The sequence below is a fragment of the Noviherbaspirillum phoenicis genome, from assembly GCF_047237965.1.
Lineage (GTDB): Bacteria > Pseudomonadota > Gammaproteobacteria > Burkholderiales > Burkholderiaceae_D > Noviherbaspirillum_A.
Genome location: NZ_JBDFLX010000001.1, coordinates 2,872,375 through 2,887,846, shown reverse-complemented (window position 1 = coordinate 2,887,846; position 15,472 = coordinate 2,872,375). Strand labels below are relative to the sequence as shown.

Here is a 15,472-nt window from a genome sequence, read left to right as displayed (position 1 = left end):
CGTTTGGCCGGCGGCTCTGCGCTGCCGGCATGGCCGGCGCATTCCGCTAGTCCGGTTGACGTCCCGCAATGTTCGGCCAAATCCGGGCGACGCCAGCACCTTGCCTTTTCATCCGTTACCAAGTCGCTCCCATCAATCACGGCGGGCGCCTGCGGCGCAGCCCGCTTGCCACCTGGAGCCTATAGCCATGCAGCCTCTTGCTTCCACGATCAAACATTCCGCCGACGCACAGCCGCCCAAGTCCCAGCCAGATGCGGGCATTGCCGGCAGCCATCCCGGCATGCCATCGGTGCATGCCGGCACGCAGCAACAGCAGCTGCTTCAGAGTGCGGCCGCCACCCTGCCTGGCGCCGGCGGCATGGCGGGCAATGCACAAGGCAGCCAGCAGCCGCACCACGGCGCTGTCGCGCCGCCAGCCAGCGTTGCCGGTGGCGGGAACACGGCCGCCAGGCCACCCCTCGCGCCGCCTGCGCCAGGCCAGCAGTCGACGACGACCGCGTCCGTCGTGACGACCACGGCGACGGTGGCGCCATCGTCCATCACGACAACAACAACCAGCACAATGCCCGCGTATGCCTCGTTGAACGTCCTGAACCTCCTGCCGAGCGAAGCGCCCGCCGCCGGCGCGAATAACAAGCTGCCCCGGGCTGGAAACGGGCAGGTCGGGCCATTCGCGGCAAGCATGACGCTGGACGATCCGCGCGTGCGGCGGCTGGATGCGATGGCCGAAAACGGCGTGTTGCAGTTGAATGGAAGCGCCATCGACGAAATGGCCGAGCCGCTTGCCGTGCTCCTTGCCAGCCCGCATTGCACGGTCACCCGCATTTGCATCAGTACAAACAGGGAGGGTGATGCCGGCCTGGCCTGCTTGTCGGAAGGGCTCAGGCGTAACGCCTCGGTTGTCGACCTGGAGATCCGTTGCCCAAAACTCGCTTCAACCGGCCTGGCCGCGTTGTCGGCGGCGTTGAAGGTCAACCGCACGCTTGTCGCACTCAATCTTGAAGGTAACCGGATCGATGCCGTCGGCGTGGGCTCGCTGTCGGAAGCGCTGAAGGTCAATGCCACGCTGGCCAGGCTCAACCTGGCGCGCAACGCCATCGGCGCCAGGAGCATGGCCGCGCTGTCCGAGGCACTGAAGGTCAACCGCGCGCTTGTCGCGCTCAATCTTGGCGAAAACGAGATCAGCGATGATGGCATGGCCGCGCTGTCGGCGGCGCTGAAGGTCAACCGCACGCTCGCCACCCTCGATCTCAGGGCGATTTGTTCCTCTGACATGATGTCCCTGTCGGAAGCGCTGACAGTGAACGACACGCTTGCCACGCTTCATCTCAAGCGCAACGCGATCGGCGATCATGGTGCGGCCTTGCTGTCGGCGGCGCTGAAGGCCAATAAGGGGCTGACGACCCTCGATCTTGATTATTGCGAGATCGAGGACGATGGCGCGGCCTCGCTGTCGGAGGCGCTGAAGGTCAATCGCAGCCTTGCCACGCTTTATCTTGGAAATAACAACATTCGTCATGATGGCATGACCAGGGTGGCGGAAGCGTTGAAGGTCAACCGCGCGCTCTCCAGGCTTTACGTTGAAGATAACCGGATCGACGCCGCCGGCATGGTCGCGCTGTCGGAGGCGCTGATGACCAATCGTGCGCTCGTCACGCTTGACCTCGGACTTTGCGCGATTGGTAGCGTTGCCCTGGCCCCGCTGTGGAAAGCACTGGCGACCAATCGCACGCTCGCCACGCTTAATCTTGCGTACAACAAGCTCGATGACGATAGCGTGGTTGCGTTGTCGGAGGCGCTCAAGGCCAATCGCACCCTGGTCACACTGAATCTTGCAATGAATGGCATCGAGGATGAAGGCGCAGCCGCGCTGGCGGAAGCGCTCAAGGTCAACAGCACGCTGGTGGCGCTTGACCTTGGAGCGAATGCAATCGGGGATCATGGCGCGGCCGCGCTGTCGCAGGCGCTGCAGGTCAACAGCACCCTTGCCACGCTCTCGCTCAAGAGCAACCGCATTGGCAGCGTAGGCGGGATATTGCTGTCGGAAGCGCTGCAGGCCAATGCCGCACTGGCCAGCCTTCACCTTTTCGGCAACGAGCTTGACGACGCCGCGCTTGTCGCTCTGCTGGAAACGCTCAAGGTCAACCGTAGGCTTGAAAATCTTGATATTGCCTATAACAAGATCAGGCTGATCGATGAAGATGCGGTGCTGAATGCCTTGACGGTCAATCGCACGCTCGATCGATTTGATCTCCGGCAGGATCATCGTTTCGATGACTCCCCTCTGGGCAGATCGATCCGTCAAATCCTTCTGGAAAACACGAAAGTCCGCAGCGCATTGCCTGATGCCGGCCTGTCCCTGGAGTTGGCCAGCGGCCTCGCTTATCCCAGGCAGGTCATGCATGCCATCACGCAGGAACTGGCTTTCCTGCCGCCCGGCAGGCGAGAGGAGGGCCGCGCCACGATCAGGGCGTTGCAGGCGGCGATACAGCCACCCGGAAAGAATAACTGAGCGCAGGCAGCATCATCGGCGCGGTCGCGCCTGCGTTTCAGCGCTTGGTACAAGCATGTTCATGCGCCTGCGAACTGGCACCCGCAAGCAATGCCGTCGGCTAGGAAAGCTGCGCAGCGCGCCTGCCTGTGACTGGCCCCGCCTGCTTTCCTCATCGCCGCGGCAAGCCTGCACAGCGCCCATGGCTGTCGGCGTAGCGGCTGCTTGCAGTTGAAGAAGCACGCCAGCAAGCCGGCACTGCCTGCCGGCTTGTTCCTGACAGGGATCCCGCTTGGCGCCATACCGTTCTGCGTAACGCTTCCACGCCAATGCCACCAACCACGCCATCCCTTGCCGGCGCAGTCGCGGTCTTGCCGCCGTAACTTTCGCAGCCGTAGCAGGCGCCGTACGTTGCCGGCATTGACACATCATTCCGCTTGCCTGGCGGATTGCGCACCCACGCTGGCGCAAGTCAGCGTGCCGCCGGCACCTCGCTCTTACTCCTGTTACCAAGTTGCTTTATCAATCAAGTCGGGCAGCAAGCATGCGGCTCGCTTTCCACCCCGGAGCCAAATCCTATGCAACCCTTCGCTTTCACTGGCAGCAGCGCAGCCGGCGCTACGCCGCCGCATTCACAGCTTAATGTTGCAAGTGCAGGCAATATGCCCGGCATGCCTTGGCTGCGTACTGAAACGCCGCAGCAGCAACTGTTGCGGGCCGCCCGCAACGGCGACAATGACACGATCATTCAACTGCTCACTTCCGGCACCGTCGACGTGAATGCGAGCGATAGCCAGCAGCCGGATTACAGCGCGAGCACACCGCTGGCTGCAGCTACGCGCGGCGGTCACCGTACGACAGTTGAGCTGCTTATTTTTTACGGTGTGCATGTGAATGGCATTACGGCCGACGGCAAACTGCCTCTAACCATTGCCGCGCGGTGCGGCGACAGTGCCCTGGTGGACCTGCTACTGCAAAACGGAGCCAATCCACAAATAATCGACCGGCGTGGCATGAGCGCATACGACCATGCATCAAGCCGGCGGCATGAGGAACTGGCGAGGCGCTTGCAGGGGCTGTGCAGATTGCCGGTGCAGGCGCAGCCACCCGTTCCAGGTTGCTGGATGACTGCGCCCACGATGTTAGCTAACACAACGACTACAACAAGCAGCATTCCAACGGCCGCTACAACGATATCCGGCACCATGCCAAGCTATGTCGCGGCGGGCTCATCGAGTATGCGTGGGGCGGCGTTCAGCGGAAACCCGGGTGCTATTGACAGGGAAGTCTTGTCCTTGCCTGAAAGTTCGCAAAGCACTTCGTCTGCGACGAGCTTGAAGGCAAACGATTCACCACTATTGCCGCTTGCGGGGAGTTTCCTGAATGGCGAATTGGAGCTGTGGTGCAGTCCGGATGACGTAAGGATTGAGGAGCTTGCCGTGGTGCTGGCAAGCCCGAATTGCACGATTGCCGCGCTCAGTGTTTTCTTTAATTCTCATGACGATGCTGATGCCAGCGAATACGAGTTGTCAGTAATGCCTGATCCGATGATTGTCAAAGTTAATTCAGGTCCTTCCGGCATCAGTGACGCCAGTATAGCCTTGCTGTGGAATGCGCTGAAGGTCAATCGCTCGGTTGCCAGGCTGAAAATCGAGGGTGAAAAAATGAGTGATGCTGCCATGGCCACGCTGTCGGAGGCGCTGCAGGTCAACACCACGATTACCGATCTTGACCTTGCAATTTACAAAATCAGTGCTGCTGTTATGACCTCGCTGTCAGGGGCACTCAAGGTCAACAACACGATTTCCCAATTGTCCGTCACACATACCGAGGTCGATGACATCAGCAAGCTCGCGCTGGCGGAGGCGCTGAAGGTCAACAGAGGGATCGTCACGCTGCGTTTTTACTCCTTTCACTTCACGCCGCATTCGGACATGGCTTGGCTCGCGGAGGCGCTGAAGTTCAACAACACGATTTCCACACTTGATGTTGGAAATGCCGGCATTGGTATTGCTGGCATGTCCTGGTTGTCTGAGTATCTCAAAACCAACCGCACGATTTCCACGCTTTGTCTCAAGAATAACCGCATCAATGATGAAGGTATCGTCCTTCTTTCGGAGGTACTCAAGGCCAATCACGTGCTTGCCACGCTTTATCTCGACAACAACAACCTGAGTGACCATGGCGTTCGCTCTCTGTCGGCGGCTCTGGCGCACAACAAAGGGTTAATCGAGCTCGATCTTTCATCGAACAAAATTAGTGGCAATGGCGCAAGATCGCTGTCAACTGCGCTACTGGTCAACAAGACACTGACTAAACTTGATCTTTCAAAAAACATGATCGGTAGCGGTGGCGTCGTCTTTCTATCGAAAGCCCTCAAGGTCAACAGCATGCTTGCGACGCTTGATCTGGCAGATAACGGGATTGATAACATTCACGTCCTGGCGGCGGCGCTGACGTTCAACAGGGGACTAATCAAGCTCAACCTTTCAAGCAATAAAATTGACGACGGCGGCATGAAATCGCTGGCAACTGCGCTCAAGGTCAACACCGCCCTTTCAAAGCTCAATCTGTGCTCGAACGCCATTGGTAATACTGGCATCGTCGCCCTGTCAGAGGCGCTCGAGATCAATGGCGCACTCACCATGCTTGATCTTTCGCGAAACCAAATCAGTCTGGCTGGAGTGAAAAGGCTGTCAAATGCACTGAAGACAAACAAATCCCTGACGAAGCTTGTTCTTGAACAGAATCATATTGATGATGCTGGTGGGGCCGAGATATCGGAAGCGTTGCGGGTCAATGGGAAGCTTGCCAAGCTAAGCCTCGGATCGAACGAGATAGGTAATGTCGGCGGAGTATCGTTGGCAGAGGCGCTAAAGGTTAATGACACATTGCGCCACCTTGATCTTCACAAGAACTCGATTGGTAACGTCGCCTTTGACGCGCTGTTGAAAGCGCTCCATGCGAACCGGACGCTTGAAACGCTTAATCTTTATGCAATCGAGGTTGAGAATATTGACAAAGAGCTCCTGATGGAAACGTTGAAGGTCAACGGCACGCTGAGTGATCTGGATCTTCAACAGGATCATAATTCCGGTTACCCCGATCACTCTCACTTATCCTTGTCAATCCATCCAATCCTTATGCAGAACAAAAAACGCCGCACTCAGGAACTGGCTTTCCTGCCGCCTGGCAAGCGAGAGGAAGGGCGTGCCGCGATCGGGGCACTGAGCGCGGCTGTCCGGCCACCCGTCAAGAAAAACTGAGCTTGCAGGCGCCATCCTCGGAAGGGATGGCGCCGCGTTTCACCCCTCGGTACAAGGCTATTCATGCGCTTGCCTGTGGCTTCACGCAGCTTGCTTCTCTTGTCGCTGCCGCAGCCTCGCGCAGCCTCCCGCCTGTTGGTGATGCAGCGACTTGTGACGGATGAACCCTGCGGCTGACCGGCACTACTGCCGGCTGATTTCCGACCAGCCCTCGCTTCAACGCCGTATGGTCCTGCGCAAGGCCTCCACGCCGATACCCCCGACCACGCCATCCTTCGCCGGCGCGGCCGCTGGCTTGTCGCCGCAACTGTCGCAGCCGCCGCAGGCGCCGGCGTTGCTGGCTGGCGTGGCCAGCCTTTGCGCCAGCCGTGCCAGGCCAACGGCGCCGGCCAGGCGCGCGGCGTGCCTGCGCAGCGCGGCGCGCAGCGGCCGCGGCAGCAGGCGGCTTGCCGCCACCCACACGGCCCAGATCACGATCAGTGCGACGATCAGGTTCTGCAGCATGGTCATCCTCCCAGCAGGGCGCGGCTGATCTGGAAAGTGGCGAATGCCGCCAGATAGGCCAGCGCAAACATGTAGCCTGCCATCGCCAGCACCGGCTTCCAGGAGTTGGTCTCGCGGCGCACGATGGACAGGGTGGAAATGCATTGCGGCGCAAACACGTACCAGGCCAGCAGCGACAGCGCGGTCGGCAGGGTCCAGGTTGCCGAGATCATCGGCGTCAGCGTGGTGGCCAGGGCGTCGCCGGTGGCCGACAGCGCATACACGGTGCCCAGCGCGCCGACCGCCACTTCACGCGCGGCCAGGCCAGGAATCAGCGCAATCGCAATCTGCCAGTTGAAGCCGACGGGCGCAAAGACAAGCTGCAGCCACTGGCCCAGCTGCCCGGCCAGGCTGTACTGGATGGCCGGACCGGTGGCGCCGGCCGGCGGCGCCGGAAAGCTGGAGAGGAACCACAGCAGCACCATCAGCGCCAGGATGATGGTGCCGACCCGGCTGACGAAGATGCGGGCCCGCTCCCACAGGCCGATGGCCAGGTTGCGCAGGTTGGGCCAGTGATAGTCGGGCAGCTCCAGCATCAGCGCATGCGCACCCTTGTTGCCCAGGGTGCGCTTGAAGACCCAGGCCACCGCCATCGCCGAGACGATGCCCAGCACGTACAGGCCGAACAGCACCAGGCCCTGCAGGTTGAAGATGCCGACCGAGCGCTCGGGAATGAAGGCGCCGATGATCAGCGCATACACCGGCAGCCGCGCCGAGCAGGTCATCAGCGGCGCGATCATGATGGTGGCCAGGCGGTCGCGCGGGTTCTGTATGGTGCGGGTGGCCATGATGCCCGGCACCGCGCAGGCAAAGCTCGACAGCAGCGGAATGAAGGCGCGGCCCGAAAGGCCGACGCTGCCCATCAGGCGGTCGAGCAGGAAGGCCGCGCGCGGCAGGTAGCCGGAATCCTCCAGCGCCAGGATGAACAGGAACAGGATCAGGATCTGCGGCAGGAACACCAGCACGCTGCCCACGCCGGACAGGATGCCGTCCACCAGCAGGCTGCGCAGCAGGCCCTCGGGCATCGCGTCGCGCACCAGCGCGCCCAGGCCGTCGACGCCATCCTTGATCACCTCCATCGGCCACTGCGACCAGGAAAACACCGCCTGGAAGATCAGGAACAGCACGACGGCCAGGATCACGTAGCCCGCCACCGGATGCAGCACCACCGCATCGATGCGCTCGCCGGGCACGTTCTCGCGGCCGGGGTTGGCGATCGCCGCTTCCAGGATGCGCCTGACGCGGGCCTGGGTGTCTTCCACCGTGGCGGCGTCGCCGTCCGGACCAGCCGCGCCGGCCTGGGGCGGCGGCAGGCCGGCATGGTCGGCGGCGATCTGGTCGAGCTGCGCCAGCAGCGCGCTGGCGCCGCCCGGCTGCACGGCCACGGTTTCGATGACTGGTATGCCCAGTTCGCGCTGCAGCGCGGCGATATCGATCTGCATGCCGCGCTTCCTGGCCACGTCCATCATGTTGACCGCCAGCACGGTGGGTCGCTTCAGGCGCAGCACTTCCAGCACCAGGCGCAGGTTCAGCCGCAGCCGGGTGGCGTCCACCACCAGCACCACCAGGTCGGGCGCGGCCTCGTCGGCGCGCGCGCCCAGCAGCACCTCGCGGGTGATGGCCTCGTCGGGCGTCATTGGTTTGAGGCTGTAGGCGCCGGGCAGGTCGGTGACCTGGTAGGCCCGTCCGGCGGCGGAGACGAACTGGCCTTCCTTGCGCTCGACGGTCACGCCCGCATAGTTGGCCACTTTCTGGCGCGCGCCGGTCAAGCGGTTGAACAGTGCGGTCTTGCCGCAGTTGGGATTGCCCACCAGGGCAAGGCGCAGGGGCCGGATGGCATTCATGGACGGTAATTACGAAGGAATAACGTGGACCATTGCCGCCTCGAAGCGGCGCAGCGCGAACGTGGTGGCGCCCACGCGCACCGCGATCGGATCGGCGCCGGGAAACGACACCGCCACGACGCGCACGGTCTCGCCGGGCACGAAGCCCAGTTCGCGCAAGCGCAGCTGGACCGCGCGTTCCTCGTCGCCGGCAGCTTCGGCCATGCCGGCGACCACGGCGCGCGCGCCCTTGCGCAGCAGCGACAGGGGCTGGCTGGCAGCCTGTGGAAGGAAAGAGGGCATGGCGGCTTGTTGAATGGCTGACATCGGCTGAAAGGAAGGGGCGTCGCGGAGATAGAAGTGTAGCACCGTAATGATAATTATTCTTAATTGAGAAGTGCGGTAATGGACACAATGGCTCGTGCGTAGAGAGCCGGATCGACAGGCTTGCCATCACTGTTTGTCTTCCTGCGGACTCCGCCATTTCTTTTTTAACAACTTAAGTTGTCAATTTGCACTTCTCTTGCGTCTGTTCAAGCAATGACGTTTTCTTCCCGGACGTAGGGCCGTCTACAAGAAAAAATAACGTGCGGTGAGAATTATGGCGTTCTACCCATATAATTGTCTGAATGCAATATTTCTCACTCTTAAGATTGTTCCTGGTCCTGCCGTCTTTGGCGTTTCACCCTGAATTGATTCCATGCTGAGTCCAGTTACGCTTCTGCTGATCACGGCTGCGCTATGCGTAGTGATGCTCTTTGTGCTGGGATCGCTGGCGCGCAGCAGCATGCCCGGCCTGCACGCATGGCGCGCGGCCAACGTGCTGGCATTCGTGGCGCTGCTGCTGTATGCCGGGCGCGGCGTGCTGCCCGGTTTGCTGACGATCGAAGGCGCGAATGGCCTGCTGGCGCTGTCGATTGCGGCAATCCATGTCGGCTTCAGGAAGTTCTTTGGCCAGACGGCGCCGTATCGCCTGCTGGCCGCCGGCTGGCTGGCCACGGTCGCCGGCGTCGCTTTCTTTCATTACGTGTTTGACGCGATTGCGATGCGCACCGTGGTGGTTTCCCTGTTCCACGGCCTGGTGTGCGCTGCCATCGGCGTCACCGTGCTGCGCTCGCTGGCGCAGGCGCGGGCGCGCTATCCCTTTTATTTCACTGCCGGGGTGGCATTGCTGCTGGCGGTGGCGCACCTGGGCCGGGGCCTGATGTATGCGCTGCAGCCCGACATGCAGACCGCCTTCTACCAGGCTACGACCTGGAATCTGGTATTCCTGTCGGTCGGCACCCTGGTGCTGCCGCTGCTGACCATGGGAGCGGTGATGATGGTGCATGACCGCTTGCTGGCCGAGGCGGATGACCGCGCCAACCGCGATTACCTGACCGGCGCCTGGACCCGGCGCGCCCTGTTCCAGATGGCCGACCATGAGCTGCGGCGGGCCCGGCGTCATTCTCATCCGGTCTCGCTGCTGGTGCTGGACGTGGACCGCTTCAAGCAGATCAACGACAGCCAGGGCCATGCCGAAGGCGACCGGGTGCTGGTCGATCTGGTGCGGCGCACCGGGTCGATGGTGCGCGACATCGACTGCTTCGCCCGCCTGGGCGGCGAGGAATTCGCGCTGCTGCTGCCGTATTCCGGCGCGGCGGCGGCGATGCAGGTGGCGCAGCGCCTGCGGCAATTGCTGGAACAGCCGGCGCCGGGCGCCTTGCCGCTGACGGCCTATACCGTGAGCATCGGCGTGGCCACCCTGGCGCCGGAAGAGCCGTTCTCCACGCTGCTCGGGCGTGCCGATGCCGCGCTGTACGAGGCCAAGCATGCCGGGCGCAACCTGGTCCGGCTGGCTGAAACCGCCTGATCCGGCACGCTCTAGCACGCGCCGGATCGGGTACGCCGCCCTACGCCGGCAGGCGGGCCAGAAACAGCTGGAATTCCGCCAGGGACAGCGGCCCCGCCAGCAGATAGCCCTGGCCGTCGTCACAGCCGGCGTCGCGCATCCGGTCGCGCAATGCCGCGGTTTCGATGGCCGTGGCGGTGACGCGGATGTCCAGCGCATGCGCCAGCGTGACCAGCGCTTTCAGGAAACCCGGCCTCGCGCTGTCCTGTGTCGGGTCGAGCTTGACAGTATCGACCGGCAGGTGCTGGATGCAGGCGAGGGCGCCGCCGCCCGCGCCGAAGTGGTCGACGGCGATCCGCACGCCATGGGCCTTCAATGCGCCGAGGCGCCGTGCCGCCGCGCCGAGGTCGTCGGTCAGCGCGGTTTCGGCCAGTTCCAGTTCCAGCAGCTGCGGGGCCAGTCCGGCAGCTTCCAGCGCCGCGCCCAGCCGTTCGCCCAGCGCCGGATGACCCAGCTCCCGTGCCGACAGGTTCACCGACACCCGCAGCGCGCGGCCGAACTGGCGTTGCAGGCGGCCGCCCTGCAGGCAGGCTTCCCGCAGCGCCCAGTGGCCGATGTCGTCCATCAGGTCGAGCTGCTGCGCCACCGGGATGAAGTCCTGCGGCGCAATCCGGCCCAGGTGGGGATGATTCCAGCGCAGCAGGGCTTCCATGCCGGTCACCGCCATGCTGCGCAGGTCGAGGCGCGGCTGGTAGTGCAGTTCGAACTCGCCGCGCTCCAGCGCCCGGTGCAGCGCCTGTTCCATCAGCATCCTGGCGCGCGCCCTGGCATTGACCTCGGCTTCGAAAAAGCGCCAGTTGTTGCGGCCGCCTGCCTTGGCGCGGTGCAGCGCGGCGTCGGCATGCCGGAACAGCGTTTCGCGGGTGGCGGCATCGGCCGGATGCATCGCCACGCCGATCGACGCACTGATGTTGGCTTCCCCTTCGCCCACGCTGAAAGGCGCCGCCAGCGCCGCCAGCAGGCGGCCGGCGATGGCCGCGGCGTCGGAGGCGCCCGCGGGGCAGCGCGCCGCCACGACAAATTCATCGCCCCCCAGACGGGCGACGATGCCATCTGCCGGCAGCATGGCCCGTAGACGCAGCGCCACCTGGCGCAGCAGCTGGTCGCCCGCTTCATGTCCCAGCGCCTCGTTGACCTTGCGGAACTGGTCGAGGTCGAGGAACATCAGCGCGACCGGCTCGCCGTGGGCCTGTTCCAGCAGTTGCTGCAGCCGTTGATTGAGCAGTGTGCGGTCGGGCAGGCCGGTCAGCGCATCATGCAAGGCCAGTTCCTGCGCGCGGTTCTGCTGCAGACCAGTGTCGGTCTGGCTCAAAAAACAGTTCATCCTGTCTGGCGCGCCGCTGGCATCGCGACTCACGCTGGCATAAAGGCGCACCGGAATTGCATGACCATCGCGGTGGCGCAAGGTACGGATGCCGGGCAGCATGGCAACGAAGTCGCCTGGCGTGCGCGGGCCTTCGGGAAGCAGCCAGGTCAGGTTGCGGCCGGTCAGATCGGCCGGGGCATAACCGCTGATGGCGCACAACGCCGGGTTGGCCTCCAGCAGTACCCCATCACGATTGGCCAGGAAGTAAGCCGAAGGTGCAAGTGCAATCAGGTCATGCAATTGCTGCCGCGACTCGCGCACGCGCTGCGCCGCCTGAAGCAGCGCCCCATTGGCCTGTTCGTCAGCATTTCCACGGTCCTGATGCGCTGTCCCTTCTCTCTTTGCCGGCGGGGCGCCAATGCGCGAACGCTGGCTCTGGCTGGCATGCTCACGGCTGTTTTCAGGAGAGGGATGCTGACTCATCGACGCTATCGAAAGATAATTTCTCTTCAGAAATATATAGCATGGCTATCAAAATTGCCATTCTCTATATCACCGTTTATTGCTTATGAACAATAAGTCGTGTAGGGAAATATTTTTCTGGAAGTCGATTTTTCGTGCGATTAAAGGATGTGTCCCGTTCCCAAACTGTGGATGCCTGAAGTGTGATCAAGGACTAACCATGCCTTTTCCCCAGAAACGTTCCTTTGTTTCTTTTATCCGCCCTGCCGGTTATCACGCCAGCGGTCAACGCGTCAGCTCCCGACACTCACCGGGCTTGGTCATGGCGACCCTGGGTTGGCCGCTGGCATGCGCCCTGGCTGCGCTGGCCCTCTGGCTCAGTCTGCAGTGGTGGGATATCGACCACGCAGCACTAGGCGACGCCAATGCGACGATCAGGGCAGGACTGGAAAGCAGCAATCTGCCTGGCATGACAGGCCCGCCTGCGTCGGCGACGCTGGCAAGCTACCGGAAACTGGTGCATCAGCATCTGTTCATTGCCAACATGCTGCTGTTCGGTCTGGGACTGGCCGGCATGGTGCTGGCGATGGGTCTGGACAAACGCAGGCGGCATGCCGAGCAAGTATGTGGGGCCTGCCTGAAAGCCATGGACGCCGACCAGGAAGGTTTGCTTATTCTGCGTCCGCTGCAGGACCACGACAGCCATGTCACCGATTTCATCATTCAGGACTGCAATGAGCGCGGCGCCGGGCACGCCGGTCTGGCCAGTCGGGACCTGCTGGGCAGGCGGCTGAGCGACCTGCGCGGCAGCGAATGGATTGCCGGCCTGATCCTGGCATGCCATCAGGCGATGGCCGCCGGATCGCATGAGGAAGAACTGGAAACCCTGCGTGACGGCAAGCGCGTCTGCCTGCATAGGCGCCTGCTGCGTGCCGACGCCGGCCTGGTCATCCTGCTGCGCGATATTTCGCAAACCAGGGCGGATCACGACAACCTGATGAAAATGGCCCATGTGGATGCGCTGACTGGTTTGCCCAACCGCCTCTGGCTCACGAGTTTTTTGCCCCGTGCAATTGAGTCGGCCGCTGCCACCGCTTCCGGTCTGGCTGTACTGTTCATCGACCTCGACAACTTCAAATCGGTCAACGACACCTTCGGCCATGATGCCGGGGACGCGCTGCTGGTGGCAGCTGCCGGCCGTCTGGCCGCGGCGGTTCGGACGAAAGACAGGCTGGCACGCCTTGGCGGCGATGAATTCGTCATCGTCCTGGCCCAGGCCGATCATGCCGAGATCGTCCAGATTGCCCGCCGCATTATCATCGCCCTGGCGGAAGACTTCATGCTGAACGACTGCGGATGCTGCCAGACCCGGGCCTCGATCGGCATCAGCCTGTATCCGCAGGACGGCACCTGTGCCGCTTCCCTGCTGCGCAATGCTGACCTGGCAATGTATACGGCCAAGAGCAGCGGCAAGGGCCGATATGCATTTCATGCCGCCAGCCCCGCCGCGCTGACCCATGCTTCAGCCGGCTGAAGCATGGGCCGACAATCTTGCCCGTGCATCCCGTGCCAGCAGGGGATAGGGGTTGATGGCGCCGGCATTGGTATAGATCCCGTAATGCAGATGCGGCGGCGTGCCGCGCGCGTTGCCGGTGGTGCCGACATAACCCAGCACATTGCCGCTGGCCACCCGCTGTCCGCGGCGCACGTCGGAGAAGCGGTCGAGATGGGCATAGTAATGCCGCTGCCCGCCTGGCCCCAGCACCCATACCACCTGTCCGCCGAGACGGTTGTTGCCCACATCCAGCACGATGCCTTCGGTCGTGGCCCGTACCGGGCGGCCGCGCGGCGCGAAGATGTCCAGGCCCTCATGGCGCCGGGCGCCGCCGTCGCGCGGCGCATGCCAGTTGTCGCGCAGCGCGGTGCGGTGCACGCCATCGACCGGCATGGCCAGCGACTGCGGCGCCGGCATCGCGGCCAGCCGGGCGGCGTACCAGGCCATCTTCAGCGGCGCCTCCGCCAGGAACAGCAGCAACAGCAGCAGCAAGGCGAGCGCGAGGCGGCCGGCGAGACGGGACAGCGTGGGCATACATTCGGAAAGGGAAACGGGCTTGCCGTTTGGAGTGCCAGCGCCGGCGCAGGTTCAACCCCTGCGCCAGCGGTCCGGCCAGGCCCGACTCAGGCCGAGGGCTTGCGCGAGGTCAGCGCCATCAGCGCATCGAAATTGATCGGCTTGACCAGGTGATGGTCGAAGCCGGCTGCCATCGCATCCTTCTTGTCCTTCTGCTGGCCGTAACCGGTCAGCGCCACCAGTGTTGCTTTGGCTGTTTCGGGCATGCCGCGCAGCGTCGCCGCCACTTCATAGCCGGTCATGTCGGGCAGGCCGATGTCCAGGAAAACGATGTCGGGCCGGAAGCTGGCCGCGGTGGCGATGGCGTCGCTGCCGGTATTGCTGGTGGCAACCGTGTGGCCATTGATCTCCAGCAGCGCGCACAGCATGGCGGCGGAGTCGGCGCTGTCGTCCACCACCAGGATGCGGTAGCCATGCAGGGCGCCGGCAACGGCGGCCGCCGCTGCCGGCGCCGGCAGCGGGGCGCTTGCCATCACCGGCAACCTGACCTCGAAGGTGCTGCCCTGTCCTTCGCCCCGGCTGCTGACGGTCACCGTGCCGCCGTGCAGCTCGACCAGCTTGCGTACCAGCGACAGGCCGATGCCCAGGCCGTCCTGGACCCGGTCGGCCACATGCTGGGCCTGGGCGAACAGGTCGAAGATGCGCGCCGCATTGTCCGGCGCAATGCCGATGCCGTTGTCGGTGATGCGTATCACCAGCATGTCGCCTTCGAGCGCGGCGCTCAGCGTGACCTGGCCGCCCACCGGCGTGAATTTGGCGGCATTGTGCAGCAGGTTGCCGATGATCTGCGCCAGCCGCACATTGTCGCCATGCAGCGTCACGCTCTGCGGCGGCAGGGTGACCGACAGCGCATGCTGGCGCGACGCCATGATCGGCTGCACGGTTTCCAGCGCGGTGCCGATGAAGGCGGCCAGTTCGGTCGGTTCGCGCCGCAGGGTGATCTTGCCCTGGTTGATGCGCGAGACATCCAGCAGGTCGTCGACCAGGCGCACCAGGTGGTTGGTCTGGCGGATGATGGTCTGGCGCGCCTGCTCCTGCTGCTGCGGCGCGTCGTTGCCGAGCTGGCGCAGCAGCTCCACCGCATTGCGGATCGGGCCCAGCGGATTGCGCAGCTCGTGCGCGAGCGTGGCCAGGAATTCGTCCTTCTGGCGGTCGGCGTCGCGCAGCTGCCGTTCCACCCGGCCCAGGCGCAGCAGCGCCCGCACATTGGCCACCAGTTCCTCCGGCTCGATCGGCTCGAACAGGTAGTTGTCGGCGCCGCCGTCCAGGGCGCGGATCTTGTCGGCGCTGGACAGGTAGGACGCCGAGGTCTGCAGCACCAGGATCGAGCTGGTGGACCCATCCTGCTTGAGCATGCGGCATACCTCCATGCCATGGATGTCGGGCAGCTTCATGTCCAGCAGCACCAGGTCGGGATGATGCTCGTTGGCCATCTGCAGGGCTTCGCCGCCGCTGGCGGCCTCGATCACCTTCAGCCCGGCGCGCGTCAGGATGCGCGTCTTGGCATAGCGGGCGCCGTCGTTGTCGTCGACATTCAGCACCAGGGGTTCATGCATGCT

The 15,472-nt window shown here is 63.4% G+C and carries 11 protein-coding genes; 4 read left to right on the top strand and 7 right to left on the bottom strand.

Going from position 1 to position 15,472, the window contains the following annotated elements:
• Positions 1-321 precede the first annotated feature (321 nt).
• Positions 322-561 (bottom strand): hypothetical protein, encoded by a 240-nt coding sequence (locus tag ABC383_RS12975; RefSeq protein ID WP_413014529.1) that lies wholly within the window; start codon positions 559-561, stop codon positions 322-324.
• Positions 562-580: 19 nt separating this feature from the next.
• Here ABC383_RS12975 and ABC383_RS12970 point away from each other — a divergent pair, with 19 nt between their 5' ends.
• Both ABC383_RS12970 and ABC383_RS12965 read left to right on the top strand, forming a co-directional pair.
• Positions 581-2,512, top strand: a complete 1,932-nt coding sequence (locus tag ABC383_RS12970; RefSeq protein WP_413014527.1) for a leucine-rich repeat domain-containing protein — start codon at positions 581-583, stop codon at positions 2,510-2,512.
• Between the two features lie 557 nt (positions 2,513-3,069).
• On the top strand, positions 3,070-5,757 hold the full coding sequence (locus ABC383_RS12965; RefSeq protein ID WP_413014525.1) for an ankyrin repeat domain-containing protein: 2,688 nt from the start codon (positions 3,070-3,072) through the stop codon (positions 5,755-5,757).
• A 216-nt stretch (positions 5,758-5,973) separates the two neighbouring features.
• Here ABC383_RS12965 and ABC383_RS12960 read toward each other — a convergent pair whose 3' ends face one another.
• The 3 genes from ABC383_RS12960 to ABC383_RS12950 are packed head-to-tail and all read right to left on the bottom strand — an operon-like array spanning position 5,974 to position 8,426.
• Positions 5,974-6,261, bottom strand: a complete 288-nt coding sequence (locus ABC383_RS12960; protein WP_413014523.1) for a DUF6587 family protein — start codon at positions 6,259-6,261, stop codon at positions 5,974-5,976.
• Positions 6,262-6,263: 2 nt separating this feature from the next.
• Entirely contained in the window at positions 6,264-8,144 is a 1,881-nt protein-coding gene (feoB, locus tag ABC383_RS12955) for a ferrous iron transporter B (RefSeq protein WP_413014521.1), read from the bottom strand.
• A 9-nt stretch (positions 8,145-8,153) separates the two neighbouring features.
• Positions 8,154-8,426 (bottom strand): FeoA family protein, encoded by a 273-nt coding sequence (locus ABC383_RS12950; RefSeq protein ID WP_413014519.1) that lies wholly within the window; start codon positions 8,424-8,426, stop codon positions 8,154-8,156.
• A gap of 397 nt (positions 8,427-8,823) precedes the next feature.
• On the opposite strand from ABC383_RS12950, the gene ABC383_RS12945 reads away from it, so the two are divergent.
• Positions 8,824-9,975: a GGDEF domain-containing protein gene (locus ABC383_RS12945; protein ID WP_413014518.1), complete on the top strand. Its 1,152-nt coding sequence runs from the start codon at positions 8,824-8,826 to the stop codon at positions 9,973-9,975.
• Positions 9,976-10,015: 40 nt separating this feature from the next.
• Here the strand turns inward: ABC383_RS12945 and ABC383_RS12940 are convergent, their stop codons facing one another.
• On the bottom strand, positions 10,016-11,803 hold the full coding sequence (locus tag ABC383_RS12940) for a putative bifunctional diguanylate cyclase/phosphodiesterase (RefSeq protein ID WP_413014517.1): 1,788 nt from the start codon (positions 11,801-11,803) through the stop codon (positions 10,016-10,018).
• A gap of 85 nt (positions 11,804-11,888) precedes the next feature.
• Between ABC383_RS12940 and ABC383_RS12935 the strand changes: the two genes are divergently transcribed.
• Positions 11,889-13,316, top strand: coding sequence for a diguanylate cyclase (locus tag ABC383_RS12935; protein ID WP_413014515.1), 1,428 nt, complete (start codon positions 11,889-11,891; stop codon positions 13,314-13,316).
• On the opposite strand, the gene ABC383_RS12930 is transcribed toward ABC383_RS12935, so the two are convergent.
• Together ABC383_RS12930 and ABC383_RS12925 are read right to left on the bottom strand one after the other, a co-directional pair.
• Positions 13,305-13,871, bottom strand: a complete 567-nt coding sequence (locus ABC383_RS12930) for a M23 family metallopeptidase (RefSeq protein ID WP_413014514.1) — start codon at positions 13,869-13,871, stop codon at positions 13,305-13,307. The two genes, ABC383_RS12935 and ABC383_RS12930, sit on opposite strands and share 12 nt — an antisense overlap.
• Before the next feature lie 89 nt (positions 13,872-13,960).
• On the bottom strand, positions 13,961-15,469 hold the full coding sequence (locus ABC383_RS12925; RefSeq protein WP_413014512.1) for an ATP-binding response regulator: 1,509 nt from the start codon (positions 15,467-15,469) through the stop codon (positions 13,961-13,963).
• Between the last annotated feature and the right edge of the window lie 3 nt (positions 15,470-15,472).

Bases quoted from the DNA above. Each gene is read 5' to 3' on its own strand.
- ABC383_RS12950 (WP_413014519.1), bottom strand. From the start codon at position 8,426: ATGCCCTCTTTCCTTCCACAGGCTGCCAGCCAGCCCCTGTCGCTGCTG.
- feoB (WP_413014521.1), bottom strand. From the start codon at position 8,144: ATGAATGCCATCCGGCCCCTGCGCCTTGCCCTGGTGGGCAATCCCAAC.
- ABC383_RS12945 (WP_413014518.1), top strand. From the start codon at position 8,824: ATGCTGAGTCCAGTTACGCTTCTGCTGATCACGGCTGCGCTATGCGTA.
- ABC383_RS12925 (WP_413014512.1), bottom strand. From the start codon at position 15,469: ATGCATGAACCCCTGGTGCTGAATGTCGACGACAACGACGGCGCCCGC.
- ABC383_RS12940 (WP_413014517.1), bottom strand. From the start codon at position 11,803: ATGAGTCAGCATCCCTCTCCTGAAAACAGCCGTGAGCATGCCAGCCAG.
- ABC383_RS12960 (WP_413014523.1), bottom strand. From the start codon at position 6,261: ATGCTGCAGAACCTGATCGTCGCACTGATCGTGATCTGGGCCGTGTGG.
- ABC383_RS12930 (WP_413014514.1), bottom strand. From the start codon at position 13,871: ATGCCCACGCTGTCCCGTCTCGCCGGCCGCCTCGCGCTCGCCTTGCTG.
- ABC383_RS12965 (WP_413014525.1), top strand. From the start codon at position 3,070: ATGCAACCCTTCGCTTTCACTGGCAGCAGCGCAGCCGGCGCTACGCCG.
- ABC383_RS12935 (WP_413014515.1), top strand. From the start codon at position 11,889: ATGAACAATAAGTCGTGTAGGGAAATATTTTTCTGGAAGTCGATTTTT.